The organism is Rhizobium sp. PAMB 3174, from assembly GCF_052908375.1.
Genome location: NZ_CM128608.1, coordinates 2,461,592 through 2,485,015 on the forward strand (window position 1 = coordinate 2,461,592; position 23,424 = coordinate 2,485,015).

General features: G+C 62.9%; 31 protein-coding genes. 16 read left to right on the forward strand and 15 right to left on the reverse strand.

Annotated elements, in window-relative coordinates; translation table 11 throughout:
* The first annotated feature begins 69 nt into the window (after positions 1-69).
* From ACU5AY_RS11800 to ACU5AY_RS11830, 7 genes are all read left to right on the forward strand, one after another.
* Positions 70-495, forward strand: a complete 426-nt coding sequence (locus ACU5AY_RS11800; RefSeq protein WP_446826348.1) for a cupin domain-containing protein — start codon at positions 70-72, stop codon at positions 493-495.
* 104 nt (positions 496-599) lie between these two features.
* A complete protein-coding gene (locus ACU5AY_RS11805; RefSeq protein WP_446826349.1) occupies positions 600-1,031 on the forward strand; it encodes a hypothetical protein in 432 nt (143 codons plus the stop codon).
* Positions 1,032-1,214: 183 nt separating this feature from the next.
* Complete coding sequence (locus tag ACU5AY_RS11810) at positions 1,215-1,889, forward strand: spermidine synthase (protein ID WP_446826350.1); 675 nt, start codon at positions 1,215-1,217, stop codon at positions 1,887-1,889.
* Between the two features lie 265 nt (positions 1,890-2,154).
* The gene (locus ACU5AY_RS11815) at positions 2,155-2,370 is read left to right on the forward strand and encodes a hypothetical protein (RefSeq protein ID WP_446826351.1); all 216 of its coding nucleotides are present in this window, start codon (positions 2,155-2,157) and stop codon (positions 2,368-2,370) included.
* 99 nt (positions 2,371-2,469) lie between these two features.
* The gene (locus ACU5AY_RS11820; RefSeq protein ID WP_446826352.1) at positions 2,470-2,610 is read left to right on the forward strand and encodes a hypothetical protein; all 141 of its coding nucleotides are present in this window, start codon (positions 2,470-2,472) and stop codon (positions 2,608-2,610) included.
* Positions 2,611-2,744: 134 nt separating this feature from the next.
* Positions 2,745-2,927 carry a hypothetical protein gene (locus ACU5AY_RS11825; protein WP_446824911.1) on the forward strand — a complete coding sequence of 61 codons (183 nt, stop codon included), beginning with the start codon at positions 2,745-2,747 and terminating at the stop codon, positions 2,925-2,927.
* A gap of 37 nt (positions 2,928-2,964) precedes the next feature.
* On the forward strand, positions 2,965-3,210 hold the full coding sequence (locus ACU5AY_RS11830; protein ID WP_446824912.1) for a hypothetical protein: 246 nt from the start codon (positions 2,965-2,967) through the stop codon (positions 3,208-3,210).
* Between the two features lie 94 nt (positions 3,211-3,304).
* Here ACU5AY_RS11830 and ACU5AY_RS11835 read toward each other — a convergent pair whose 3' ends face one another.
* The 4 genes from ACU5AY_RS11835 to ACU5AY_RS11850 form a co-directional block, all read right to left on the reverse strand.
* A complete protein-coding gene (locus ACU5AY_RS11835) occupies positions 3,305-3,805 on the reverse strand; it encodes an N-acetyltransferase family protein (RefSeq protein WP_446826353.1) in 501 nt (166 codons plus the stop codon).
* Between the two features lie 43 nt (positions 3,806-3,848).
* Positions 3,849-4,514: a PAQR family membrane homeostasis protein TrhA gene (trhA, locus tag ACU5AY_RS11840; protein ID WP_446824914.1), complete on the reverse strand. Its 666-nt coding sequence runs from the start codon at positions 4,512-4,514 to the stop codon at positions 3,849-3,851.
* A 132-nt stretch (positions 4,515-4,646) separates the two neighbouring features.
* On the reverse strand, positions 4,647-4,970 hold the full coding sequence (locus tag ACU5AY_RS11845; RefSeq protein WP_446824915.1) for a TraR/DksA family transcriptional regulator: 324 nt from the start codon (positions 4,968-4,970) through the stop codon (positions 4,647-4,649).
* A gap of 19 nt (positions 4,971-4,989) precedes the next feature.
* Positions 4,990-5,400 (reverse strand): universal stress protein, encoded by a 411-nt coding sequence (locus ACU5AY_RS11850; RefSeq protein WP_446824916.1) that lies wholly within the window; start codon positions 5,398-5,400, stop codon positions 4,990-4,992.
* A gap of 262 nt (positions 5,401-5,662) precedes the next feature.
* Between ACU5AY_RS11850 and ACU5AY_RS11855 the strand changes: the two genes are divergently transcribed.
* The 3 genes from ACU5AY_RS11855 to ACU5AY_RS11865 all read left to right on the forward strand — a co-directional run bounded on the left by ACU5AY_RS11855 (position 5,663) and on the right by ACU5AY_RS11865 (position 7,752).
* Complete coding sequence (locus ACU5AY_RS11855) at positions 5,663-6,946, forward strand: NAD(P)/FAD-dependent oxidoreductase (protein WP_446826354.1); 1,284 nt, start codon at positions 5,663-5,665, stop codon at positions 6,944-6,946.
* 102 nt (positions 6,947-7,048) lie between these two features.
* On the forward strand, positions 7,049-7,408 hold the full coding sequence (locus ACU5AY_RS11860) for a type II toxin-antitoxin system RelE/ParE family toxin (RefSeq protein ID WP_446826355.1): 360 nt from the start codon (positions 7,049-7,051) through the stop codon (positions 7,406-7,408).
* A complete protein-coding gene (locus tag ACU5AY_RS11865) occupies positions 7,408-7,752 on the forward strand; it encodes a helix-turn-helix domain-containing protein (protein ID WP_446826356.1) in 345 nt (114 codons plus the stop codon). Before ACU5AY_RS11860 ends, ACU5AY_RS11865 begins: the two co-directional genes overlap by 1 nt.
* 189 nt (positions 7,753-7,941) lie before the next feature.
* Here the strand turns inward: ACU5AY_RS11865 and ACU5AY_RS11870 are convergent, their stop codons facing one another.
* A complete protein-coding gene (locus tag ACU5AY_RS11870; protein ID WP_446826357.1) occupies positions 7,942-8,361 on the reverse strand; it encodes a DUF930 domain-containing protein in 420 nt (139 codons plus the stop codon).
* A 253-nt stretch (positions 8,362-8,614) separates the two neighbouring features.
* Between ACU5AY_RS11870 and ACU5AY_RS11875 the strand changes: the two genes are divergently transcribed.
* Positions 8,615-10,711, forward strand: coding sequence for a S9 family peptidase (locus ACU5AY_RS11875; RefSeq protein ID WP_446826358.1), 2,097 nt, complete (start codon positions 8,615-8,617; stop codon positions 10,709-10,711).
* Positions 10,712-10,974: 263 nt separating this feature from the next.
* Positions 10,975-11,475 (forward strand): N-acetyltransferase family protein, encoded by a 501-nt coding sequence (locus tag ACU5AY_RS11880; RefSeq protein ID WP_446826359.1) that lies wholly within the window; start codon positions 10,975-10,977, stop codon positions 11,473-11,475.
* Positions 11,476-11,516: 41 nt separating this feature from the next.
* On the opposite strand, the gene ACU5AY_RS11885 is transcribed toward ACU5AY_RS11880, so the two are convergent.
* From ACU5AY_RS11885 to ACU5AY_RS11920, 8 genes are all read right to left on the reverse strand, one after another.
* Positions 11,517-11,750 (reverse strand): hypothetical protein, encoded by a 234-nt coding sequence (locus ACU5AY_RS11885; RefSeq protein ID WP_446826360.1) that lies wholly within the window; start codon positions 11,748-11,750, stop codon positions 11,517-11,519.
* Positions 11,751-11,775: 25 nt separating this feature from the next.
* Complete coding sequence (locus ACU5AY_RS11890) at positions 11,776-12,081, reverse strand: addiction module antidote protein (protein WP_446826361.1); 306 nt, start codon at positions 12,079-12,081, stop codon at positions 11,776-11,778.
* Entirely contained in the window at positions 12,074-12,379 is a 306-nt protein-coding gene (locus ACU5AY_RS11895; protein ID WP_446826362.1) for a type II toxin-antitoxin system RelE/ParE family toxin, read from the reverse strand. Before ACU5AY_RS11895 ends, ACU5AY_RS11890 begins: the two co-directional genes overlap by 8 nt.
* 89 nt (positions 12,380-12,468) lie before the next feature.
* Positions 12,469-13,383, reverse strand: a complete 915-nt coding sequence (locus tag ACU5AY_RS11900; protein WP_446829005.1) for a c-type cytochrome — start codon at positions 13,381-13,383, stop codon at positions 12,469-12,471.
* A 101-nt stretch (positions 13,384-13,484) separates the two neighbouring features.
* Positions 13,485-13,931 (reverse strand): c-type cytochrome, encoded by a 447-nt coding sequence (locus ACU5AY_RS11905; RefSeq protein WP_446826363.1) that lies wholly within the window; start codon positions 13,929-13,931, stop codon positions 13,485-13,487.
* Positions 13,932-14,114: 183 nt separating this feature from the next.
* Complete coding sequence (locus tag ACU5AY_RS11910; protein ID WP_446826364.1) at positions 14,115-14,714, reverse strand: superoxide dismutase; 600 nt, start codon at positions 14,712-14,714, stop codon at positions 14,115-14,117.
* 128 nt (positions 14,715-14,842) lie between these two features.
* Positions 14,843-15,724: a branched-chain amino acid aminotransferase gene (locus ACU5AY_RS11915; protein WP_446826365.1), complete on the reverse strand. Its 882-nt coding sequence runs from the start codon at positions 15,722-15,724 to the stop codon at positions 14,843-14,845.
* Between the two features lie 188 nt (positions 15,725-15,912).
* A complete protein-coding gene (locus ACU5AY_RS11920; protein ID WP_446826366.1) occupies positions 15,913-18,042 on the reverse strand; it encodes an EAL domain-containing protein in 2,130 nt (709 codons plus the stop codon).
* Positions 18,043-18,245: 203 nt separating this feature from the next.
* Here ACU5AY_RS11920 and ACU5AY_RS11925 point away from each other — a divergent pair, with 203 nt between their 5' ends.
* Positions 18,246-18,899 carry a haloacid dehalogenase type II gene (locus ACU5AY_RS11925; protein ID WP_446824931.1) on the forward strand — a complete coding sequence of 218 codons (654 nt, stop codon included), beginning with the start codon at positions 18,246-18,248 and terminating at the stop codon, positions 18,897-18,899.
* A 21-nt stretch (positions 18,900-18,920) separates the two neighbouring features.
* Here ACU5AY_RS11925 and prmB read toward each other — a convergent pair whose 3' ends face one another.
* Positions 18,921-19,841, reverse strand: a complete 921-nt coding sequence (gene prmB / locus ACU5AY_RS11930) for a 50S ribosomal protein L3 N(5)-glutamine methyltransferase (RefSeq protein ID WP_446826367.1) — start codon at positions 19,839-19,841, stop codon at positions 18,921-18,923.
* A gap of 144 nt (positions 19,842-19,985) precedes the next feature.
* On the opposite strand from prmB, the gene ACU5AY_RS11935 reads away from it, so the two are divergent.
* Complete coding sequence (locus ACU5AY_RS11935) at positions 19,986-20,786, forward strand: pseudouridine synthase (protein ID WP_446829006.1); 801 nt, start codon at positions 19,986-19,988, stop codon at positions 20,784-20,786.
* Positions 20,787-20,940: 154 nt separating this feature from the next.
* On the opposite strand, the gene ACU5AY_RS11940 is transcribed toward ACU5AY_RS11935, so the two are convergent.
* The gene (locus tag ACU5AY_RS11940; protein ID WP_446826368.1) at positions 20,941-21,816 is read right to left on the reverse strand and encodes a LysR family transcriptional regulator; all 876 of its coding nucleotides are present in this window, start codon (positions 21,814-21,816) and stop codon (positions 20,941-20,943) included.
* Positions 21,817-21,924: 108 nt separating this feature from the next.
* On the opposite strand from ACU5AY_RS11940, the gene ACU5AY_RS11945 reads away from it, so the two are divergent.
* The gene (locus ACU5AY_RS11945) at positions 21,925-22,557 is read left to right on the forward strand and encodes a glutathione S-transferase family protein (protein ID WP_446826369.1); all 633 of its coding nucleotides are present in this window, start codon (positions 21,925-21,927) and stop codon (positions 22,555-22,557) included.
* A 69-nt stretch (positions 22,558-22,626) separates the two neighbouring features.
* Positions 22,627-23,397 (forward strand): enoyl-CoA hydratase/isomerase family protein, encoded by a 771-nt coding sequence (locus tag ACU5AY_RS11950; RefSeq protein ID WP_446826370.1) that lies wholly within the window; start codon positions 22,627-22,629, stop codon positions 23,395-23,397.
* The last annotated feature ends 27 nt before the right edge of the window (positions 23,398-23,424 follow it).

Sequence of the window (23,424 nt, forward strand, 5' to 3'; positions counted from 1 at the left end):
AGCGCGTTCCGCCTTGCGCGGGCGCCATCAGCAAAGGTTATCACCATGTCCGAGAACGGCCGTTGGTTCATGAACGCATATCTGAAAATCCTGCTCGCCCAGTCCGAGAGTGCCGCCGGCGTCTCGATCATCGAGCACGACATGCTCGGCGGATTCTTCGTACCGCCACACGTCCACCACACCGAAGACGAAACCTTCTACATGCTGGAAGGCAAGGTCCGGTTCATGATGGAGGGCGACATCGTCGAACATGTCGCCGGCCAGTCCCTGCATGTCCCCGGCGGCAAACGACACGCCCTCAAGGTGCTGTCCCCGCGGGCGCGCTTCCTGACGGTCACCAACGGAAACTTCGAAGCCATGGTGCGCGCATTCTCCGTGCCGGCGAAGCATCCGGGCATGCCACCCCAGGTGCCAATGACGACGGAGGACCAGCAGAAACTCGCCATGCTGTGCAATCGCAACGGCATCGAATTCGTCGGACCACCGATCGACTGACGGAGACACTGACGGGAACTGTGGTGGTTGCGAGAGCACCGACGCGGATCGCAACCACCACTCCGGAAGCCAGACGGGAAAAATTGCGCAACGAGGTGCCAATCATGACGCTGAATGAAAATGACCTTTGGAGCACTCTGCCGCTTGGCCGCGTGCGGCGATGGCTTGAAAGCGCGCTCCATGCCGACAGGCCGCGCAGGAGCCGCCGACAGCTGCATGTGCGCTGTCACCGGCTCGACGGCGCGCTGTTCGTCAACGATGAATATGTCATACGCGGCGTGGCCGGCCGCCTGCTTCGCCACTTCCTCTGCGCCTATGCCGAGAACGGCACGACGGAGTTCTTCAACCGGGACGTCAGGCGCCAGCAATCGCTGTTGCTGCCCGCCGACAAGGACAATCTGGAAGCGCGCCTGATCCTTCTCGAAAGGAGGCTGGCCCAAAAGCAACTGCCGGTTCGCGTGGCCCGCCGGAACCGTGGCTGCATCAGCCTGACGGTCGACGAATCGTCCCGGCTGAGGATAACCGACGTTGCCTGACGCCACCAAAGAACTGGACGAATGCGTTTGGCTCTGTCACAAGCCGCGTCGGGACGCGACCGCCGTTAAATTTAGAACGGGGTCGGGCTGCTGATTGACGTCAGGCGGCTGCCGCGAGACCACGCCGGCCGTCCTTTTTGCGCCCTCGCCGGGCGCACCCGTTTTTCAATGCGAGGTTCGGCCATGCTGCCCTGGATTCAGCTCGATCAGGCGAAGATACCCGGTGACGGCGGCGAATTGCGTTTAAAGCAGCGCGGCCGCGAATTCTCGATCATGCTCGGCGCCAACGAGCTGATGAACAGCCGGCTGAGCGGCTCGGAAGAGGCGCTGGCGACGCTCTCCTGGGAGAAGATCAAGGGCCGGCAAAAGGCGAAGATCCTGATCGGCGGGCTCGGCATGGGTTTCACGCTGCGCGCGGCGCTGGCCGTCCTCCCCGACGACGCCGAGGTGACCGTTGCCGAGCTGGTGCCGGCCGTCGTCGCCTGGGCCCGAGGGCCGATGGCGGAGGTGTTTGACGGCTGCCTCGACGATCCGCGCGTCAGCATCCACGAAGGCGACGTCGGCGAACTGATCCGCCGCTCCGCCGACGGTTTCGATGCCATCCTGCTCGATGTCGACAATGGGCCCGACGGGCTGACGCGGACGTCGAACGACCGGCTCTACGATCACGGCGGGCTGAATGCAGCGCGCGCGGGCCTGAGGCCCGGCGGCGTGCTGGCGGTCTGGTCGTCGGGACCGGACGCGGCCTTTACCCGCCGCCTGCAGCAGGGCGGCTTTTCGGCCTCCGCCGTCAATGTCCGCGCCAACGCCAAGCGCGGCGGGGCGCGGCATGTCATCTGGCTTGCCGTCAGGCCATAAGCGTCCGCTTTTATGGGCCGACGCGCCGATGGCAGACCGGTCAGGGCTTGTTAAGACCATAATTTAAGTGCATGATCTGTCATCGGCGGCACTTGAAACGGGCGCCTCCGACTGAGGGGTCACGACCTTCGCCCCAAATACAGGAGGACAGCATGTCTTCCGTCTCTCAGCATTTCCATGACATCCTTTATGCCCGTACCACGGGCATGCTTGTCGCGTTTCTGAGCATCGCCGCAATTGTCTACATGTCGGCAGGAGGCCTGTTATGGTAAAGACCCGTCTGTTTTCCGGCCGCACCGGCGGCGCTGCGTTCCAGCATGCCGGCCTGCGCCGGGCCGTCCATTGCGCCGCCGATCCGATCGCGGAAGCGAGCAAGGACATCGCCCGCAAGATCACCGCCGTCCTGACCATTCGGGGCGTCACGATCTACCACAGGGATTACCCGGTCGCGCCCAAGGCGCTGCCGACGATCGCCCCCTGACATCGCCCAATCAGACGGCATACGCCTTCCGCCGGCATCAGAAGATTTCACCGGGCAAGCCGCCCGGACCAACGCGGCTCTACGTCAAAGGAGAAGACCATGGCAAAGGGCCAAGTTCGCAGCAATCGCGAAGTGCGCAAGCCGAAGAAGGACAAGGCGGTCAAGGCTGCGGAACCGCAGCAGGGATCGCAGGTCAAAGCTGCGACCAGCAACATGACGCGTTCGGTCGGAAAATCGTAACGCACGGCCGCATTTGCGGCCGGGTCAACCGATTGCCCAAACCGATTTTCGGGACCTCGCGCCGGCCAGTGCCATGCGCGGGGGCTTTGCCCGGGCCGGGGCAATCGTTCAGAAGAATTCACAAGGACAGATACATGACACAGTACACACCGCGACGGGCGGCCGAGGAGCTTTTCCTTCCACCCGTCGCCGACAAGGGCTCCAACACCGAAAAGCTGCAGGCCCTTCGCCAGCGCCAGGTGCTGAGGAAACGCGAACTGCGCGTGACCGAACGGCAGCTGCGCCTGAATGCAAGACCGAAGGCCGGCACGGCCTGATCTCCACCCCTACCAAGAACTATACAGGACCCATAACGTGGCTGAATTCAACTACATGACCGCTGCCGGACTTTACGCCGGCAAAAAGATGCGTGGCAGCAGCGGCCTGCGCTATCGCCGTTTCGACACGGCTGCCGAAGCCGTGCGCTTCGCCATCGAAGAGATGCCCGGCTCGCAGTTGCGCGGCTCGGTGCTGGAAGTCAACGAGACACGCTTCGTCGACCGGCAGATCCGCATGCTCTACGACGCACCGTCCTTTCCGCTGGAACGCCGCGAATCGTAACGCCTGGCCCCAGCGGCCGCACCCACATCGCCGCCGCGCCTCTCAGGCGCAGTGCGGCGGTCCAAGGCCCTGAAGCCTTGCGACGACTGGCGCGCTAAAGAACCTTTTCCATGCAGTAGAGATCGAGCCAGCGGCCGAATTTCTGGCCGACTTCGGTAAACCGCCCGACGCCGCGGAAGCCCAGCTTCTCGTGCAGGCAGATGGAGGCGCGGTTTTCCGCCTCGATGGCGGCGATCATCACATGCTTGCCCTGTGCCGTGGCGCGATTGATCAGCGCCACCATCAGCGCCTGGCCGATGCCGCCGCCGCGGGCGTCCTTGTCGACATAGACCGAATGCTCGACCGTGTGGCGGTAGCCGTCGAAGGCGCGCCAGTCGCCATAGGAGGCGTAGCCGACCACCCTGCCCGCGCGCTCGGCCGCCAGGACTGGATAACCCTGCTTCATGCGGGCGTCGAACCATGCCTTGCGGTTGTCGAGGTCGACGATCACCTCGTTCCAGATCGCGGTGGTATGCTCGACGGCGTGATTGTAGATGTCGCGAATGGCGGCAAGATCCGCCTCGACGGCGTCTCGAATGGTCAAAGGCTCGCTCAAGGCGTTCGCTCCGGGAATCAGATGGGCTCGGGGCCGGACAGGATCACACTATCGGCTGCACCGAAAGACAGGCAACCACGGCCGAGTAATGCACCGCTGCCGCCGTGACCACGAAGCCGTGCCAAATGGCATTCTGGAAGCGCAGCTTTTCCCAGACGTGGAAGATCACGCCGAGCGAATAGATGATACCGCCGATGACGATCAAGAGCAGCGAGGCGAAGGGGATGTGGTTGGCGATCGGTCCCGCGACCATGACGCCGGCCCAGCCCATGCCGAGATAGAGCGCGATCGCGAGGCGATCGAAGCGGCCGGGAAAGGCGCATTTGAGCACGATGCCGCCAATGGCGAAGATCCACATGCCGATCAGCACGGAGAAGATGTAGGGGTCGCTGGCGCCGCGCTGCAGGAACGGCGTGTAGGTGGCGGCGATCAGGATGAAGATCGAGGAATGGTCGAAGCGGCGCAGGATCCACTTGGTGCGCGAGACCGGCCAGATATTGTAGGTGAACGAGACGGAGAGTGTCAGCACCAGGCCGATGCCGTAGATCCAGGCCGCGGCGAGATCGCTGCCACTGGCCCAGACCGTGGCGTAGAAAATCAACGCCGTTGCGCCCACCAGCGCCAGCACAATGCCGACGCCGTGGACGATGGCGTCCGCAATGATCTCCATCTTGTCATAAGGCCAAGGAATACCCTTGAATTCGGCCATGCACAGTCCTCGCGATGTCCCGTTGAAGGTGACATCGCGGCCTGACACATGCAAGGGCGCGGCGATCAAAAAAAGAGACGGCCTGCGCGACATTGTGAAGCCGTCCCGCTGGCGGGGCGGCCGATGCTTGCCTCAGAGCGCCGCTGCGCAGGTCTTGCAGAACGGCGTATAGGGAACCGCCTCAAGGCGCTCGGGCGAAATCGGATCGCCGCATTTCACGCAGGTTCCGAAGGTGCCGGCGGAGATGCGCGACAGCGCCGCGTCGATCGCCTTCAGCTCCGCCTGACCCGTGCTGCCGAATTCCTCCAGCACCTCGTCGTTCTCGCTCTCGGTCGCCCGTTCCTCGCTGTCGGCGGGGCGCTGCTTGCCGAGATCGATGTCGATCTTCTGCAGTCGCGCGTTGATTTCCTCGCGGCGCGCTCGCAGGATCGGTTCGTACTTGTCACTGATGGTCATCGGATTTCGATTCCTCCCGTTAGCGGTCGACCAGAACCGAGCATTTCGAATGCCGGACAACGCGGTCGGCCGTCGCTCCGATCAGATAGTTGGACAGATCGGGCTTGTGCGATGCGACTATGATAAGATCGGCATTGTGTTCATTTGCAAGCGCTATGATTTCGCGCGCGGCCGGACCCCGGCGAATGAAGGTCCGGGCATTGACGCCGGTCTTCTGTTTCAGGCCCGTCAGACGGTCCATCGCCTCCTTGCCGGCCTTCTCGATGAGGTCAGTCGGCAGGTCGATCGCCAGATAGCCGGGCACCTCCTCGACCACATTGACCAGAATGATCTCGCCGCCGTCGTCAAGCAGTGTCGAGGCCTTCGTGAGGATGCGCTCTCCCTTGTCGAGGGCTCCGACGTCGACCGGAACGATGATTGTCTTGTACATGGCTCACCTCCCTGAATTGGGCTGCTGTTTAAGATATAGGCAAAGCTTTGCCCTTCGCCATGGTCGCCGCATTGATCAAGATCAAGAACAGCGGCCCCGCCTGGTCCCATGATGATCTCGAAAGCCGTCACTGCGGGCCGCTTGTACAACGGTCAACGGATCAGGCGGGCAGGCTTGTTATATTCATAAATATGATTATTTATATGTATTGAGGAGCGCCGGATGATCCGGCGTCGTGTGGCTATTCGCGGAGGAGACAGAAATGGCGCATGTCGTAGTGTTGGGAGCCGGTCTGGGCGGCACGATCATGGCTTACGAGCTGAGGGACGTGCTGGGCAAGACGCATCAGATCACCGTGGTCAACAAGGGTTCGACCTATTCCTTCGTGCCGTCAAACCCCTGGGTGGCGGTCGGCTGGCGCGATCGGCAATCGGTCGAAGTGGACCTCGTGCCGGCCTTTGCCAAGCGGGAGATCGCCCTTCGCCCGGAAGGCGCCAAGCGGCTGCATCCAGACGAAAACCGCATCGAGCTGAATGACGGCTCGTCGCTTTCCTACGACTATCTGGTGATCGCCACCGGCCCGGAACTCGCCTTCGACGAGATCCCCGGCCTCGGCCCCGACGGGCACACGCAATCCATCTGCCAGGTCGATCATGCGCTCGGCGCGAAGGACGCGTTCGACGCGCTGGTGAAGAAGCCCGGACCGGTGATCATCGGCGCGGTACAGGGCGCATCCTGCTTCGGCCCGGCCTACGAGTTCGCCTTTATCCTGGAAAAGGCACTGCGCGACGCCAAGGTGCGCGACCGCGTGCCCATGACCTTCGTCACGTCGGAGCCCTATATCGGCCATCTCGGTCTCGACGGTGTCGGCGACACCAAGGGGCTTCTGGAAAGCGCCCTGCGCAACCGGCACATCAAGTGGATCACCAATGCCAAGGTGCAGAAGGTGGAGGCCGGCGTGATGACCGTGGAGGAACTCAACGACGACGGCAGCCAGAAGGCCGTGCACGAACTGCCGCACGAATTCTCGATGATGCTGCCGGCCTTTCGCGGCGTCGAGGCGGTCCGCGGCATCGAGGGGCTCACCAATCCGCGCGGCTTCATCCTTGCCGACAAGCACCAGCAGAACCCGACCTTCAGGAACGTCTTCTCGATCGGCGTGTGCGTGGCCATCCCGCCGACCGGCAAGACGGCGGTTCCCGTCGGCGTGCCGAAGACCGGCTTCATGATCGAATCCATGGTGACGGCGACGGCGAAGAACATCGCCCGGCTGGTCGCCGGCGAGGAGCCGAATGCGCAAGGGACGTGGAACGCCGTCTGCCTTGCCGATTTCGGCGACGGGGGCATCGCCTTCGTGGCGCAGCCGCAAATCCCGCCGCGCAACGTCAACTGGTCGTCGCAGGGCAAATGGGTGCACGCCGCCAAGATCGGCTTCGAGAAATACTTCCTCTACAAGATCCGTCTCGGCAAGGCCGAACCGTTCTACGAACGCCTGGCGCTGCAGGCACTCGGCATCGACAAGCTGAAGGCGGTCACCTTCGACTGACGCGACCGGGGTCGGCACGGCATTGCCGCCGGCCCTCGCCTACCCTAATTGACGCGCAAATATGCACTTGAAATCATATGCGCTAAGGTGCATATTTTCGGAATGATCTGGCGTGTCGATTTTCACGACGAATTCGAGGACGAGTTTGCCGGCTGGTCCGATGACACGAAGATCGAGTTGGCGGCTATGGTCGGCTTGCTCAAGGAATTCGGTCCGCAGCTTGGCCGCCCGCATGCAGATACGCTCAAAGGGTCAAAACACGCCAACATGAAGGAACTGCGTTTCAAGGCAAATGATGGCGTGTGGCGAGTTGCTTTTGCGTTCGATCCTGACCGCAACGCCATTCTGCTGGTTGGCGGAGATAAATCAGGAACAAGCGAGAAGCGCTTCTACAAACAATTGCTGCAGAAGGCTGACAAGCGTTTCCAGGATCACCTGAATGAAATGAAAGGAAGTTTGTGATGTCCCGCCCTGCCGATGACGTTTTCAGGAGACACCTCAGCGCCGCTCAGCTTGAAAAGGCGAAAGCACGCACAGAACAGCTGATTGGCGAATACAAGACGCTGCAGGAGTTGCGCAAAGCGCGCGACATGACGCAAGCCCGGCTGGCCGACATTTTAGGCGTTACCCAGGATAACGTTTCGCGCATCGAAAAGCGATCCGACATCTTGCTCTCGACGCTCCGCAGCTATGTGGAAGCCATGGGGGGAGAACTCGATCTGGTGGTTAAATTCCCGGATCGAGCGCCTGTACATATTCAGTCGCTAGGTGAGCTTGCCTGGTCAAATGATGACTCATCGCGATAAGGCAACGGCATGTGGGCGTAGCAACAGTCTGTATCACTCCCGACACCTGCTCCACTTCGGGATGGGATGAAACCGAACGCCTAGCCACAATGGCTTATCGAGCCCGTGGCAAGGAATTTGCCTTACCCGAGGCTTAATAGCAGAGCCCTAGTCTAACCAAGAAGACCCCACACTTAGCCCTGCCCGACGTCAATCGTAGAGATAGTGCGAATCCCACTGATCGCGGGGCACTTCGGAGCCGATCTTGTAGTCGAACTTCTCGACGGTGAGCCGCTTCGCCCCCGTCTCACAGGTGTAGCTCAGCCGGTACCAGTGTTCGTGCGAGCGGAAGACGGCACCCTTGGCCTTGATGGTGGTGCCGTTGACCTGGGTCGGACCGAAGGCGTAGGCGATCACCTTGTCGGGGTCGAACTTGGCGTTGTCCTTGTCGATGCGGTTCATCGCCTCGATGTCGCAGCGCTGCTCGAGTTCCTCCTCGGGCGCCAGCCGGTCGAGCTGCTTTTCCACCTGTACGGTGGGCGTGGAGCCGGCATGGGCCGCCGAAAGCTGTCCGCAAAGAAGGGCTGGGACTGCCGCCGCCCAGGCAAGATATCCGGAAAATCTGCGCATTGATCACATCCCCGTGGGCCGGCATCGATGGCCGGCTCTGCTTTTGCCGTTTCTTGTCGTCGTCTATAGGCCGCTGATTTCAACGCCGCCACGTCAAAATTTCAAGGCCCGCAGGAGGTGGGCGCGCAATCCGGCAAAAATTTGTCAACCCTGGGACAATCCAGGCTTTCCCACCGCCGTTTCCCGCTTGATGCCGGACAGCATTGGGCCTATCTCTCGTACCGCTCAAAACGCAATGCGAAAGACCCCATAAGTGACGATTTTCAAGAATTTGCCCGACGCTCCGCGCGCCCAGAAGCGTCCGACCGAAGACATTCGCCACGGGATCGCCCGGACCGACAACTACGCATGGCTGAGAGCCGACAACTGGCAGGCGATGTTCAAGGATCCCTCGATCCTCGACGACGACATCCGCCGTCACCTGGAGGCCGAGAACGCCTACATGAAGGCGGCGATGGCCGACACGGAAGAGCTGCAGAAGGTGCTGTTTGCCGAGATGCGCGGCCGCATCAAGGAAGATGATTCGTCCGTCCCCGTGCCGGACGGCCCCTATGCCTACGGCACATTCTTCGTTACCGGCGGCGAGCAGCCCCGCTATTTCCGTGTTCCGCGCGGCGGCGGCGGCGAGCGCGACGTGCTGCTCGACGGCGACAAGGAAGCCGACGGCAAGGCCTATTTCAAGCTCGCCGGCCTCGACCATTCGTCCGATCATTCGCTCGGCATCTGGGGCTATGACGACAAGGGATCGGAATATTTCACGCTGAAGGTGCGCGATCTTTCGACCGGCGAGGACCTTGCCGACGTGATCAACAACTCCGGCGGCGGCGGTGCCTGGGCGCCGGACGGCAAGAGCTTCTTCTACACCGAACTCGACGACAACCATCGCCCCTCGAAGATCTTCCATCACATCCTCGGCACGCCGCAGTCCGAGGACCGGCTGGTCTACGAGGAAACCGATCCGGGCTTCTTCATGGGCGTCGGCGGCTCGCTGCTCGACGATTTCATCTTCATCGACATCCACGACCACGAGACGAGCGAATACCGTCTGCTGTCGACCTCGAACCTGACGGCCGAGCCGCAGCTGGTGGCTAGGCGCGAGACGGGCATCGAATATTCGATGTGCGAGGGCGGCGACGTCTTCTACATCCTGACAAATGCCGACGGCGCCAAGGACTTCAAGATCATGGAAGCGCCGGTGACGGCGCCGGGCCGCGACAACTGGCGCGAGGTCGTCGCCCACAAGCCGGGCCGACTGATCCTCTCGCATGCCGCCTATGCCCGCCATCTCGTCTGGCTGGAGCGCAATGACGGCCTGCCGCAGATCATCATTCGCGACCGCAAGAGCGGCGAGGAGCACGCGATCGCCTTTGCCGAGGAAGCCTATTCGCTCGGCCTGCAGGGTGCGGCCGAATACGACACCGACGTCATCCGTTTTTCCTACTCGTCGATGACGACGCCGGGCCAGCTTTACGACTACAACATGGTGACGCGCGAGCGCACGCTGCTGAAGACGCAGGAAGTGCCGTCGGGCCACAACCCGGACGACTATGTGACGCGCCGGGTGATGGCGCCCGCCGAAGACGGCGAACTGGTGCCGGTCAGCCTGCTCTATCGCAAGGACACGCCGATCGACGGCTCCGCCCCGTGCCTGCTCTACGGCTACGGCTCCTACGGCATTTCCATCCCCGCCTCGTTCAACACCAATTGCCTGTCGCTTGCCGACCGCGGCTTCGTCTACGCCATCGCCCATATCCGCGGCGGCAAGGACAAGGGCTTCGCCTGGTACGAGAACGGCAAGATGCTGAACAAGCTGAACACATTCCGCGACTTCATCGCCGCCGCCGACCATCTGGTGGCGGAAGGCTTTACCCACTACGGCAAGATCATCGCCCAGGGCGGCTCGGCCGGCGGCATGCTGATGGGCGCGGTCGCCAACATGGCACCGGAGAAGTTCGGCGGCTTCGTCGCCGCCGTGCCGTTCGTCGACGTGTTGAACACCATGCTCGACGACACGCTACCGCTGACCCCGCCGGAATGGCCGGAATGGGGCAATCCGATCACATCGCGCGAAGCCTACGACTACATCATCTCCTATTCGCCCTACGACAACGTCGCGGGCCTGCCCTACCCGCCGATCCTGGCGCTGGCCGGCCTCACCGATCCACGGGTGACCTATTGGGAACCGGCGAAATGGGTGGCGCTCCTGCGCGAGAAGACCACCGGCGACGCGCCGATCCTTCTGAAGACGAACATGGGCGCGGGACATGGCGGCGCGTCCGGCCGCTTCCAGAGGCTGGAAGAAATCGCGCTCGAATATGCCTTCGCGATCAAGGCGGCGGGCAAGCTCTAGGGCCTGCCCTTGATAACGATATTGGAGACGGCTCCGCCGATCGTCCGACGGGAAACGGCGCCGACAAAATTCCGATTGACAAGGCCGGAGTTTTGGAAGAAACAAACGTCCATGATCAAGCCCGTGACCCACGCTCCGAAGTATTTTTGGCTGTACCTCTAAGGTGCGGCCCGCTTGATCTCATTCAAACAAGGCCGCCGGTTCAGGGCGGCTTTTGTTTCTAGACGAACTCCAAGCACCCTGACGGCAAAGAAACCAGAAGGATGCTTGAAATGCCCGAAGATACCGAAATCAGCCTGGATCGTCCGCCGGTGGTCAATATCCGCCTTGCGAAGCTGCGCGACCTGCCGTCGCTTGCCGAGATGATCGCCGCACTCGCCGCCCATCACGGCGACATCGCGGCGATGACCACCGAACAGCTGGAACGCGACCTCTTCTCCGCCACACCCTGGATCACCGCCCTCGTCGCCGACGCCGGCAGCGAAGGCCTGATCGGCTACGCCATCCTCGTGCCGCTCTACAGGGCGCAGGAAGGCAAGCGCGGCATGGAACTGCATCATCTCTTCGTGCGCGACGGCCATCGCGGCCACGGCATCGGCGAACATCTGGTCGCCAATGCCCGCGCCCATGCGAAAGCCGCCGGCTGCAACTACCTCTCGGTATCGGCTGCCACCGGCAACATCAGCGCCCACCGCTTCTACGAGCATCTCGACTTCGTGCCGCGCCCGGTCACCGGCATGCGCTATCATCAGGCGCTGGCCTGATACCAGGGTTGAGGGGTCGGCCTCCCCTCAAGCATCCTTCGCTACCGGGAGGAATGCGGCGGTTTCTTCGCCCATTCCTCCAGCGTCGCGCGAATGAAGGCGAGCCCCGCCCGCCGCACCTCGGCCTTCTGGCTTTCGTCCGTAACAGCTTCCAGGCGCTTCTCGAGCGCGGCCAGCGTATCAGTCACCCAGACCGCCATCGGATCCCGACGCCCTGAAAATTTCGCCTGAAGCCGCAGGATGGCAGCCTCCGCCTCGTCGGACGCAGCGCTCATACCGTGTTCACTTCGTCATAACAGTTCACGCCGGTTCCGATCGCCGTTCCTGCGGCCTGGCGGTCAACTTAATGCCGAGCGCCTTCATCACCGCCAAGGTCGTCTTCAGCGTCGGATTGCCGTTCGCGCTGAAGGAGCGGTAGAGCTGCTCGCGAGACAATCCTGTTTCATTGGCGATCTGCGTCATGCCCTTCGCACGGGCGACGACGCCGAGCGCATGGGCGATATAGCCGGCGTCTTCCGATGCGAAGGCCTCGGCCATGAAACCGGCAATCGCTTCGTCGGACGTCAGGCCTTCGGCGGGATCAAAGGGGGTCAGTTTTTCAGCCATGTTCTTCACTCCATTCCTTCGCCAGACGCTTTGCCGTCCGGATATCCCTGCCCTGCGTGCTCTTGTCGCCGCCACACAGCAGGATGACGAGCGTGTTGCCGTGCTTCTGGAAATATACCCGGTAGCCGGGACCATAGTGGATCCGCAATTCGGATACGCCGTCGCCGACCGGCTCGACATCGCCGGCATGACCGTAAGCCAGGCGGTCAAGCCGGGCGAAGATCGCGCCTCGGGCGCGCTCGTCCTTCAGCTTCCTCCACCATTTCCGGAAGGTTTCCGTTTGCTTCAGCTCGACCATGAGCAAATGTAGTTTTAAAACTACAAAACTTCAAGGTCATTTGACGATATTGGACAGCAATCCGCATGAACTCTCCAAACTCGCCAACCTCACTTCGCCGGGATCGCCTTCAGGTAGGCGGCGATTGCTTCGCGGTCGGAGGCAGGGAGCTTCGCCATGTTCTGCTGGACCTCGAGCATCGATCCGCCAACCGAATCGAAATCCGGAGTGAAGCCGGAGGTCAGGTATTCGACGATGTCCGACTCGCTCCAGGAGCCGATGTCCTTCGAACCCGGGGTGATGTTCGGGATCATGCCCTCGCCATCCGGGTTTTTGGCGCCGGCCAGCCATTCGCCGGGCTTGAAGCCGCCGAGCGCATCGCGCGGTGTGTGGCATTCGCCGCAATGGCCCGGCCCTTCAACGATGTACTGGCCGCGCTTGACCTGATCGGACGGGTTGTCGAGCGCCACGCGGGGCTGATGGCTGACATAGAGGAATTTCCAGCCGCCGACGGCAAGCCGGATGTTGAAGGGGAACGGCAGATCGTGCGGCGGCGGACGGTTGTCGCTTGGCGGCAGGGTCTGCATGTAGGCCCAGAGGTCGTTGACGTCCTTGTCGCTCATACGGGCGTAGGAGCCGTAGGGAAAGGAGGGGTAGAGATGCTCGCCGCCCGGCCCGACGCCACGCTTGATGGCATTGCCGAAGTCGGCGAGCGTCCATTTGCCGATGCCGGCATCCGGATCGGGCGAGATGTTGGGCGCATGGAAGGTGCCGAAATCGCTCTTGATGGCGAGACCGCCCGACAAGACCAGCTTCGCTTCGTCCTTGGCACCCGGCGCTGCATGACAGGAGGCGCAGCCGCCTTCCCAAAAGACCAGTTCGCCGTTGGCCGGATCGGCGGGGCCGAGACCCTGCCAATGGCTGTCAGGCAGCGGATCGGGCGCCGTCACGTACAGGAATGCGCCCGCGCCAATGGCGCCGAGCCCCACCAGCGACACCAGAACTTTCGTCAGCCGACCCGCCATCATATCTCCTGTCGTCTTTCTGGTCCGCCGCCCCTGTCAGGAACGGCGGACAGCAAGGGCCGGCATTTTGACCGGCCCCTTCCGAGTTCGAATGAGGCCGCTCAGTTCTTCAGGCGGTATTTCTGGTGGCAGGCGCCACAATCAGCGCCGAGCGTCTTGACCGCGGCACCGACGGCGGCCTGATCTGCCGGCAGTTCGGCCAGCAGCGTGTCGGCATCGGTGGCGAGCTTCATCGACAGCGCCTTGAAGTCATCCATGTTGGCCCAGATCGCCGGCGAGGCTTCGGTCTTGAAGCCGGTTTCCGTGCCCTCCGGGAAATAGTCCGGGAATTTCTTGGAGTCTTCGGAGAGCGAGGTGAGAGAGGCCTTCACCGTCTCCGCGTCGTAGGGCTTTTCACCCTTGGCAATCGCCACGAGCGCACCGATGGCCGCGCCGTTCTTCTTCATCATTTCCTGGCGCAGCACCTGCGGCTCGTCGGCAGCAACGGCGATCACGGCGGTCGCGCCGGCCAAAAGACCGGCGGCAAGACAGATCTTCGCAAACTTCATCAGGCTCTCTCCATGGTTTTCGGTCGGCGTGAGGCCGACCCGTTTATCCAGCCATCGGCATCTTTGCCGAATTTGCATGACCGAATGAAGTCACAAAGATTTGAAGGACATGTGATGGCCGGGCATGAAAAAAGCCCCGGCCTAGACCGGGGCTTCCAACATCGTGCGATGCGTCGCTTAAAATCAGGCGGCGGCTTCGTACATTTCCAGGACGTAGTCCCAGTTGATCAGGCTGTCGACGAAGGCTTCCAGGTACTTCGGACGCAGGTTGCGGTAGTCGATGTAGTAGGAGTGTTCCCAGACGTCGACGCCGAGGATCGGGGACGCGCCGTGAACCAGCGGGTTTTCGCCGTTCGGGGTCTTCATGATCTGGAGCTTGCCATCCTTGACGGCAACCCAGGCCCAGCCAGAACCGAACTGGCCGACGCCGGCGGCGATGAAGTCCGCCTTGAACTTGTCGAAGCCGCCGAGATCGGAGGCGAAGGCGGATTCCAGCTTGCCCGGCAGCTTGTTGCCGCCGCCACCCTTCTTCATCCACTTCCAGAAATGGACGTGGTTGTAGTGCTGAGCGGCATTGTTAAAGAGCGGCTGGTTGTTGCCGTAGGACTTCTTGACGACTTCCTCGACGGACAGGCCACCCATGCCGGCTTCTTCGGCCAGCTTGTTGCCGGTCGTGACATAGGCGTTGTGGTGCTTGTCGTGGTGGAATTCGAGCGTTTCGCGCGACATGTAGGGGGCGAGCGCGTCGTAGTCATACGGGAGGGGCGGAAGTTCAAAGGCCATAGCGGTCTCTCCTTAATCTTGTTGATTGCAGCCAAGATGCAAACCCGAGCGGAACATAGTGCGGTTGCATCGCAATTGGAACCATTTGGCGACAGGATTTTCGTCGGTGACGACGCTTTTCTCCGCGCTCAGGCATCTACAGAGGAATGCGCCCACTCCATATAAAGTTCCAATGCCTTGCGGGTGACCGGACCTTCCTGGTAGTCGCGGCCATCGAGTCGGCTGACGGGCATCACCTTGGAATAGTTGCCGGTCATGAACACTTCGTCGGCAGCGAGGAAATCCTGAACCGAGAGCGTCGTTTCCATGACGTCGAACCCGGACTGGCGCAGAAGCGCGATGACGCGAGCGCGGGTGATGCCGGCGAGGAAGGTGCGGTTGGCGGCAGGCGTGAAGACGACGCCGTCGCGGACCATGAAGATGTTGGAGGATGCGGTTTCGGCGACATTGCCGTTCATGTCGAGCGCCAGCGCATTGTCGAAGCCGCGCGACTTCGCTTCCATGATCATGCGGCCGTTGTTGGGATAGAGGCAGCCGGCCTTGGCGTCGGTCATGGCGCATTCCGGCGTCGGGCGGCGGAAGGGCGAGACGGTCAGCGTCACCGGCTTGGCGGTATTCATCGGCGCCTCGAACAGGCAGAGCGCGAATCGCGTCGAGCGCCCGTCCGGGGCGACGACATTGCCGGGAAGGCCATGCTCGGCCCAGTACATCGGCTTGATGTAGACGGCGATGTCGCCGGAAAACCGCTTCAGCCCTTCCCAGGCGAGCGCCTCGATCTCCTCCGCCGTCAGTGTTGGCTTCATGCCCATGGCGGTGGCCGAACGGTTGATGCGCTGGCAGTGCAGGTCGAGATCCGGGGCGATCCCGTCGAACCAGCGGGCGCCGTCGAACACGGTCGAGCCCAGCCATGCGGCATGCGAAACCGGGCCGATCAGCGGCGGATTGCCGGCAAGCCACTCGCCATCCACATAGGTCCAGGTTGTCGTTTTGGCGGACGTATCGACTGCCATCGGCTGCCTCCTTCATTTTCAAAGGCTGGACTGAAGGACAGTCGGCGGCGGCGGTCAAGCGGAAAAGCCTGCCGATTTTCATGGGAGCGGCGCGGCCGTCCGGAGGCGTTGCCGAATGCGCACGCCGCCGCGGGCGACGCTGATGAGTGCATCAAACCCGCTGATGGCGGAGCAGACGGAGGGGGAATTCAGGCGGTGCCGAGGGTTGTGCCGGGGTGTTCGAAATCGATGTTAGGACCGGCGATCTCGGACTGCCGCATGAAGTTGGCGAGCAGCGAGGACGGAACCTCGCCTTCCGGCATCGGTTGCGCGAAGTAATAGCCCTGGAACTGGTTGCAGCCGACCGAGCGGAAGAATTCCGCCTGCCTTTCGGTTTCGATGCCCTCGACCGTCACACGCAGGCCGAGCGTGCGGCAGAGTGCTGCGATGGTCTCGATGATCGGCGCAACCTGGGCGGTGTTCTCCGACCAGCCGATGACGAAGGAGCGATCGATCTTGACCTTGTCGAACGGCAGGTTCCACAGATAGCTGAGGCTCGAATAGCCGGTGCCGAAGTCGTCCATGGCGAGCGAAACGCCGAGGTCGTGCAAGGCCATGATCTCGGCGACCGTTTCTTCCGACCGCTCCAGGAACACGCTCTCGGTGATCTCGAGCTCGAAGCGCGACGGCGCCAGTCCGGATTGGTCCAGCGCCTCGCGGACGATCTCGCTGATCGCCATCTGGCCCTTGCGGCCGCCGGTGGAGAACTGCATCGGCGACAGATTGACGGCAACGAACAGATCGTCGGGCAGGCTGGCCGCAAAGAAGCAGGCCTTGCGGACGACCCAGGCGCCGATTTCGCGGATCAGCCCGTTTTCCTCGGCGAGGTGAACGAACTGCGACGGCGGCACAAGGCCCCCTTCCCCGTCCATCAGGCGCAGAAGCGCCTCGAAGCCTTCGATATTGCCGGACTGCGCATTGTGGACCGGCTGGAAATGCAGTTCGAAGCCATCCTGGCTGATGGCGCGCTCGATCATGCCCTTGAGATCGCGACGGCGCTTGAGCTGCGCGAGCATCTGCGGCTGGAACAGCCGGTAGCAATTGCCGCCGCCGGACTTCGCATCTCGAAGTGCGATGTCGGCGCGCTGCAGCAGGCCGTCGCGGGCCATCTCTCCGCCATGGCTGAGGGCGACGCCGACGCTGACGGAAACCGTGACCTGTTCGCGTCCGGCCGTGATCGGCGTGGCAAACGCCTCGACGACGCCGGCGGCGAAGGCCTGCGCCCGTTCCAGCGCTGCGGCTCCGGGCTGGACGATGATGAATTCGTCTCCGTCGCCGCGGCCGACCAGGGCATCCTTGCCGGCAATCGCCTTCAACCGGTCGGCAACCGCGCGAATGAGCAGATCGCCGGAGGGCCGTCCATAGGATCCGTTGAGCTCTCCGGTCCGGTCGATGCCGACGAAATGCAGCGCCGAGAGACCGCCGGCCTTGTCCTTCGCCATCTCCTGCATCAGATCGAGTACACTCTGGCGCTTCAGGAGACCGGTGAGCGGATCGTGATGCACCAGCAGTTCCATGTGCTTGCGCACCTCGGCGTTTTCGATCAGCCGCCGATGGAAGAAGAAGGCGATGGTCATGATCACCAGGATGCTGGCGAGCGCCGCGAGACCGACGATCTGCAGGATGACCTTCGCCTTGTTCTCGGCAGCGGCGAGGCTCGGCTCGATCATGCGCGAGACTTCCAGAATGCCGCGTACATCGCCGAGCTTCCAGCCGGTCTTCGGCGAGTTCGACTGGGTGTTGTGGCATGCCACGCAGGCTTCGGCCGTCAGGCGGTCGGCAATCGCGGTCCGGACGTAGCGCTTTCCGTCGACCGTCTCCTCGCGGATCACCGGCGCATCGGGATTCGTCTGGAAACTGTCCCAGGCCATCTTCTCGAAATCGTCGAGCGTGCGCCCTGCCCGGTTCGGCCAGGGATACGGGCTGGTCATGGAGACCTCGACCCCGCCGCCCGACAGGAGCGCGGAGACGTCCAGGACGAAGGTCGCCGGCAGCGGAATGCCGTGCGGATCGGTCGCGTGGTCGACTTTCGGGGTCAAAAAGGGTTTTGCCTTGGCGACGACGGCAGACGAATAGAAGTTGCGCACCGTTGCGATGTTGTGCGCCATGGATACGCCGCTGGCGGCGGTCATCTCCCGCGCTCCGGCCATCATGGCGCCCGGAAGATAGAGCGCGAGGGCCATGAAGCCAGCAATGATGGCAAGGCAGACGGTACCGGTCACGGCCCAGATGAAAGCGATGCGCGGGCGCTGGCTGTCGCCGATCCCAAACCTCGACAAGAATTGAAACATCATCAGACGGCCGGTTTCCCAAGAGTATTCCTACATAGTGATATCGCTATTTTTCTAAGTTAAAGTTAAGCGAACGACTTGCCCGCGACGGTTTCAAACCGTATTGATCTGGCATCAAATTCGCGTAAATTCCCGAAAAAGTTGCATTATAGTCGATACCGCCCCGCGCTTCACTTCCATGGAATGATCTCATGACTTTCGCCGCTTATGTATTCGATGCCTATGGCACCCTGTTCGACGTGCATGCGGCGGCGCGCAAGCATGCGGACCGGGCCGGGCCCGACTACCGGATGTTTTCCGAAATCTGGCGCGCCAAGCAGCTGGAATATTCCTGGGTCAGGGCGCTGATGGGCCGCTACCAGGACTTCTGGTCGCTGACCGAACAGGCGCTGGACTACGCGCTGGCGCGCGTCGAGACCGTGGACAAGGGCTTGAGGCAGGACCTGCTCGACGCCTACTGGAAGCTCGACTGCTATCCGGAAGTGCCGAAGGTGCTGAAGCAGCTGAAGGCGCAGGGGACGAAGGTGGCTATCCTCTCGAACGGTTCACCGGCCATGCTGCAGGCGGCGGTGGAGAATTCCAAGCTCGACACCGTCATCGACGACATCTTCTCCGTCGACCTCTTGAAGACCTACAAGACCGCGCCGCCGGTCTACGAACTGGTGACGACCAATTACCGGCTCTATCCGGACGCCGTCTCGTTCCAGTCATCGAACCGCTGGGACGTGGCGGGCGCCACCACCTTCGGCTTTCGCACGGTCTGGATCAACCGGCTGAAGATGCCCGACGAATATGGCGACTGCACACCGTCGATGATCCTGCCGACGCTCGACGGGCTGGCCTGACGAGACCCGCCACGACCGCGATCAGGACTCGCCGAGCGCTTCGGCCGAAATCCAGAACACCGCGTCCTGCGATTCCGCCGTCTCGATCCACTGGAATTCGAGATGCGGGAACTCCTCCTCGAGGATTTCGCGGCCCGAGCCGATCTCGCAGATCATGCCGCCGCCCGGATTGAGATGGGCGGGCGCGTCGGCGAGGATCTTGCGCACCAGATCGAGGCCGTCTTCGCCGCCGTCATGGGCCATCTGCGGCTCGGCGCGAAACTCCGGCGGATAGCCGTCCAGCGCATCGTGATCGACATAGGGCGGGTTGGTGATGATCAGGTCGTAGGTGCGGCCTTGAAGCGGCGCGAAGAGATCGCCCTGGTGCAGCTCGACCTGGTCCTCGACCTCGTGCTCGGCGAGGTTCAGCTTGGCGACCTCCAGCGCATCGGCGGAGAGATCGACGGCATCGACGGAAGCCATGGGGAAGAACTTGGCGGCGATGACCGCCAGGCAGCCCGAACCGGTGCAGATGTCGACGGCGCTTTCCACCGACATCGGATCCGGCAGGACGGCGGAGCCCTGGCCGTTCAGATATTCGTTGAACAGGATCTCGCCGATATGCGAGCGCGGCACGATGACCCGTTCGTCGACAAGGAAGCGCACGCCCTGGATATAGGAGCGGCCGGTGAGATAGGCGGACGGCTTGCGGGTCGTCACGCGCGCCTCGATGCGTTCGGCGAGCAGCCGGCGCTCGGCCGGCAGCAGGCGGGCGTCGAGGAAGGGATCGAGCGCATCGATTGGCAGGTCGAGACTGTCGAGCAGCAGGAAGGCCGCGTCATCGCCCGCCGTCGTCGTGCCGTGGCCGTAGCTTAAGTCCGCGGCGTTGAAGCGGGAAATGGCGTAGCGCCAGTAATCGCGCAGGGTCTGCAATTCGCGGATCGTCTCGTCGAGGTTCGACATGCTCGTCTCTTCCAATGTTCGCGCAGCTGTCCTATTGCCGGTCGGACGGCAGGAAGACAGGATGCGGCTGGCCAGACTTCGCTCTAGAATGACGAGGGGTGGCCGGTCAACCGATCCGAAGGGTCAAGGACAGTGGCGAAGGGCATCAGGCACAGCAAAGGCGGCACAAGGCGGCCGGCGACGGGCGCAAAAGCGCGGCCCGAGAGCCGGAAACCGGCGGCGGCCACCGACGGCAAGCGGGTGACGCTGCCGCGGGCGCTCTCCAAGCTCGGCTTCTGTTCGCGCACGCAGGCCGAGGCGCTGATTGCCGAGGGCCGCGTGACGATCAGCGGCAAGGTGGCAACCGATCCGGCGACCTGGGTGGACCTTACCAGTGCCAGGATCGCCGTCGACGGCAAGACGGTTGCCGCCGAAAAGCCGGTCTACCTGATGCTGAACAAGCCGCGCGGGCTGGTGACCACCCGCCACGACCCGGAGGGCCGGCCGACCGTCTTCGACTGCCTGAAGGATCACCTCACCTCGCATCTGTCGCCGGTCGGGCGGCTCGACAAGGCGAGCGAGGGCCTGCTCCTCTTCACCAACGACACGGACTTCGCCAACGCGCTCCTCGACCCGCAGACGCACGTGCCGAAGACCTATCACGTGCAGATCGACCGGGTCGCCGACCAGGCCGTTCTCGACGCGCTGGCGGACGGCGTCGAGCATGACGGCGAGCGGATGCGCGCCATGCGGGCGACTAAGCTGCGCGAAGGCGACAAGACCTCCTGGCTGGAGATCACGCTGGACGAAGGCAAGAACCGCCAGATCCGCCGCATGCTGGAAACCCTCGGCATAGAGGTCCTGCGCCTCGTCCGCGTGGCGATCGGGGGGCTTGCGCTTGGGGCGCTGGAGAAGGGTGCGGTGCGGGCGCTGACGGAGGAGGAGGTGAAGGGGTTGCGGGGGTGAGCGAGTTCGTCCGTTGAGGTGGTGGGATGGGGGTGAAAACGGGTGGCGGCTTTGCGCCGCCAATTCGGTCATCGTTTGCGTCTTGCACGCATGCCCTAACCGGACATTCCCGCATCCTGATGGGGTGGTGCCTTCGCGCTCATGGGCGTTACATCTACCCAACGATCTGCTCCACGAAGTCCGCGAATGCGCGCGCCTTGGCGCTGGCCAGTCGCCCGGTCGGAAAGACCGACCAGAGGTCGACACCGGGCAGTTCCCAGTCGTCCAGCACCCGCGTGACCTCGCCACGCTGGAGTTCCGGCCAGAACATCCAGTCGGATGTCACGGCCAGTCCCATGTCGGCCTTGACGGCGGCGCGAATGCCCTCGGCAGCGGTGAAGCGCAGCCGTCCGGAGACGGCGACAGAGGCTTCGGTGCCATCCCTGCGGAAGGTCCAGCTATTGCCGAGCTGGGTGTAGACGAGGGCCTGATGCGCGGCCAGATCGGCCGGGACTTTCGGAATTCCGTGCGCCTCAAGATAGGCCGGCGTCGCGACCACCGAACGGCGCCCGGTGGCGATCTTGCGGGCGACCGCAGTGGAATCGGCCAGTTCGCCCATGCGCAGCGCGATGTCGATGCCCTCGGAGACCAGATCGATCACGCGGTCGTCCAGAACGACATCCACCTCCAGATCCGGATGGGCGGCCATGAACTCCGGCAGACGCGGAATGATCATGAGCCTGGCAAATGTCGTTGCCGCGCAGACCCGAAGACGGCCCGACAGTCCGGCGCCGGCGCCCTTGGCTTCAAGCTCCGCCTCGTCCGCCTCCTGAATGGCCGTCTTTGCCCTTTCATAGAAGCGAACGCCGGCATCCGTCGGCGACAGGCCGTGGGTGGAGCGAATGAGCAGGCGGACCTGCAGGCGGTCTTCCAGCTGGGCGATCGTCTTGGAAACGGCCGGCTGTCCGACCCCGATCCGACGGGCCGCCTGCGAAAACGATCCTGTTTCCACCACACGCACGAAGACGGTCATCGCCTGCAATCTGTCCATCGCTTATTCTCCTTGGGAATAAGCATTATCGCTTCATGCCGTCTGCCGCAATATCCAGGGAATGGTCATAACTGCCTCCAACGGAACACGATCCGATGGAGATGAACAATGATCGAAGTCCACGCCTTTGCCACCCCGAACAGCATCAAGGTCTTGATAGCCCTGGAAGAATTGGGACTTCCCTATGCATTGAAGTCGGTGAACGTCCGCAAGGGCGAGCAGAAGGACGATGCATTCCTGGCGCTCAACCCGAACGGCAAGGTCCCGGTTCTCGTCGAGGACGGCTTCGTCCTCACCGAGAGCGCCGCCATTCTCGTCCATCTTGCCGAAAAGACCGGCAAGCTGCTGCCCGAACACGGAAATGACCGCGCCCGCGTCTTCGAACAGCTGTTCTTCCACGCCTCCGCCTTGAGCCCCGCCTTCGGCAATGCCGGCTTCTTCAAGCGCTCGTCGCCCGAACCGCAGCCGATCGCCGAAGCGCGTTTCACGACCGAGGCCGAACGCATTCTCGGCCTTCTCGATGCGAAGCTTGCCAGTCAGGCCTTCATGGCCGGCGATGCCTTCACCATCGCCGACATTGCTCATTTCGGCTGGCTGTGGCGCCGCCAATTCCCCGGTGTGACGCTCGATGCGCGCGCCAACCTTTCCCGCTGGTACGAGGCAGTAGCCGCACGCCCTGCCGTCCAGCGGGCCATCGCCCGTGCCGAGGCGCTGGTCGAAGCCGCGCCGTCCGCCGGCTGACCCATGCGTTTCCTGTCCCGCCTTCTCTTCACCCCCAACCGCAAAACCGCAACACAAAGGAGTACCATCATGTCCCGTTTCGACACCTACAAGAACAGCTTCGCGAATGCCCGCCTGACCCGTTCGCCAAGCGGCGTCCTCGAAGTCGCCCTGCACAGCGACGGCGGCAAGCTCGTCTTCAACGGCCACACGCATGAGCAGTTCGTCGAGCTCTTCCACCAGATCGGCGCCGACCGGGAAAACCGCGTCGTCATCCTCACCGGCTCGGGCGATGCCTTCATGGATGCCATCAGCCCCGACGGCTTCGATTTCTTCTCGCCCGTCGGCTACGACAAGATCCTGCGCGAGGGCAAGAAGGTCCTCATGAACATCCTCGACATCGAAGTGCCGATGATCACCGCGCTGAACGGCCCCGTCCTCCTGCATTCGGAATATGCGCTGCTTACCGACATCATCCTTGCCACGCCGGAAACCGTCTTCCAGGACAAGCCGCATTTCGACTTCGGCATCGTGCCCGGCGACGGCGTCAACCTGCTCTGGCCGGAAGTGATCGGCTCGATCCGCGGCCGGTATTTCATCCTCACCCGCCAGGTGCTCGACGCGGCAACAGCCAGGGACTGGGGCGTCGTCAACGAGATCGTGCCGGCTGACCAGTTGCTCGCCCGCGCCCATGAGATCGCCGAGGGGATCGCCGCCCTGCCGCCGCTGACCAGCAGCTACACCCGCATTGCGCTGACGCAGAAGCTGCGCCGGATCATCGACGAAGGCGCCGGTTACGGCCTCGCGCTGGAAGGCATCAGCGCCGCCGAAGTCGCCCGCTCGATGGCAGCCAACGGCTGACCGCTCCCCCCATCAACCGCCAGGCTT

Bases quoted from the DNA above. Each gene is read 5' to 3' on its own strand.
- ACU5AY_RS11800 (WP_446826348.1), top strand. From the start codon at position 70: ATGAACGCATATCTGAAAATCCTGCTCGCCCAGTCCGAGAGTGCCGCC.
- ACU5AY_RS11805 (WP_446826349.1), top strand. From the start codon at position 600: ATGACGCTGAATGAAAATGACCTTTGGAGCACTCTGCCGCTTGGCCGC.
- ACU5AY_RS11810 (WP_446826350.1), top strand. From the start codon at position 1,215: ATGCTGCCCTGGATTCAGCTCGATCAGGCGAAGATACCCGGTGACGGC.
- ACU5AY_RS11815 (WP_446826351.1), top strand. From the start codon at position 2,155: ATGGTAAAGACCCGTCTGTTTTCCGGCCGCACCGGCGGCGCTGCGTTC.
- ACU5AY_RS11820 (WP_446826352.1), top strand. From the start codon at position 2,470: ATGGCAAAGGGCCAAGTTCGCAGCAATCGCGAAGTGCGCAAGCCGAAG.
- ACU5AY_RS11825 (WP_446824911.1), top strand. From the start codon at position 2,745: ATGACACAGTACACACCGCGACGGGCGGCCGAGGAGCTTTTCCTTCCA.
- trhA (WP_446824914.1), bottom strand. From the start codon at position 4,514: ATGGCCGAATTCAAGGGTATTCCTTGGCCTTATGACAAGATGGAGATC.
- ACU5AY_RS11845 (WP_446824915.1), bottom strand. From the start codon at position 4,970: ATGACCATCAGTGACAAGTACGAACCGATCCTGCGAGCGCGCCGCGAG.
- ACU5AY_RS11850 (WP_446824916.1), bottom strand. From the start codon at position 5,400: ATGTACAAGACAATCATCGTTCCGGTCGACGTCGGAGCCCTCGACAAG.
- ACU5AY_RS11855 (WP_446826354.1), top strand. From the start codon at position 5,663: ATGGCGCATGTCGTAGTGTTGGGAGCCGGTCTGGGCGGCACGATCATG.
- ACU5AY_RS11860 (WP_446826355.1), top strand. From the start codon at position 7,049: ATGATCTGGCGTGTCGATTTTCACGACGAATTCGAGGACGAGTTTGCC.
- ACU5AY_RS11865 (WP_446826356.1), top strand. From the start codon at position 7,408: ATGTCCCGCCCTGCCGATGACGTTTTCAGGAGACACCTCAGCGCCGCT.
- ACU5AY_RS11870 (WP_446826357.1), bottom strand. From the start codon at position 8,361: ATGCGCAGATTTTCCGGATATCTTGCCTGGGCGGCGGCAGTCCCAGCC.
- ACU5AY_RS11880 (WP_446826359.1), top strand. From the start codon at position 10,975: ATGCTTGAAATGCCCGAAGATACCGAAATCAGCCTGGATCGTCCGCCG.
- ACU5AY_RS11885 (WP_446826360.1), bottom strand. From the start codon at position 11,750: ATGAGCGCTGCGTCCGACGAGGCGGAGGCTGCCATCCTGCGGCTTCAG.
- ACU5AY_RS11890 (WP_446826361.1), bottom strand. From the start codon at position 12,081: ATGGCTGAAAAACTGACCCCCTTTGATCCCGCCGAAGGCCTGACGTCC.
- ACU5AY_RS11895 (WP_446826362.1), bottom strand. From the start codon at position 12,379: ATGGTCGAGCTGAAGCAAACGGAAACCTTCCGGAAATGGTGGAGGAAG.
- ACU5AY_RS11900 (WP_446829005.1), bottom strand. From the start codon at position 13,383: ATGGCGGGTCGGCTGACGAAAGTTCTGGTGTCGCTGGTGGGGCTCGGC.
- ACU5AY_RS11905 (WP_446826363.1), bottom strand. From the start codon at position 13,931: ATGAAGTTTGCGAAGATCTGTCTTGCCGCCGGTCTTTTGGCCGGCGCG.
- ACU5AY_RS11910 (WP_446826364.1), bottom strand. From the start codon at position 14,714: ATGGCCTTTGAACTTCCGCCCCTCCCGTATGACTACGACGCGCTCGCC.
- ACU5AY_RS11915 (WP_446826365.1), bottom strand. From the start codon at position 15,724: ATGGCAGTCGATACGTCCGCCAAAACGACAACCTGGACCTATGTGGAT.
- ACU5AY_RS11925 (WP_446824931.1), top strand. From the start codon at position 18,246: ATGACTTTCGCCGCTTATGTATTCGATGCCTATGGCACCCTGTTCGAC.
- prmB (WP_446826367.1), bottom strand. From the start codon at position 19,841: ATGTCGAACCTCGACGAGACGATCCGCGAATTGCAGACCCTGCGCGAT.
- ACU5AY_RS11940 (WP_446826368.1), bottom strand. From the start codon at position 21,816: ATGGACAGATTGCAGGCGATGACCGTCTTCGTGCGTGTGGTGGAAACA.
- ACU5AY_RS11945 (WP_446826369.1), top strand. From the start codon at position 21,925: ATGATCGAAGTCCACGCCTTTGCCACCCCGAACAGCATCAAGGTCTTG.
- ACU5AY_RS11950 (WP_446826370.1), top strand. From the start codon at position 22,627: ATGTCCCGTTTCGACACCTACAAGAACAGCTTCGCGAATGCCCGCCTG.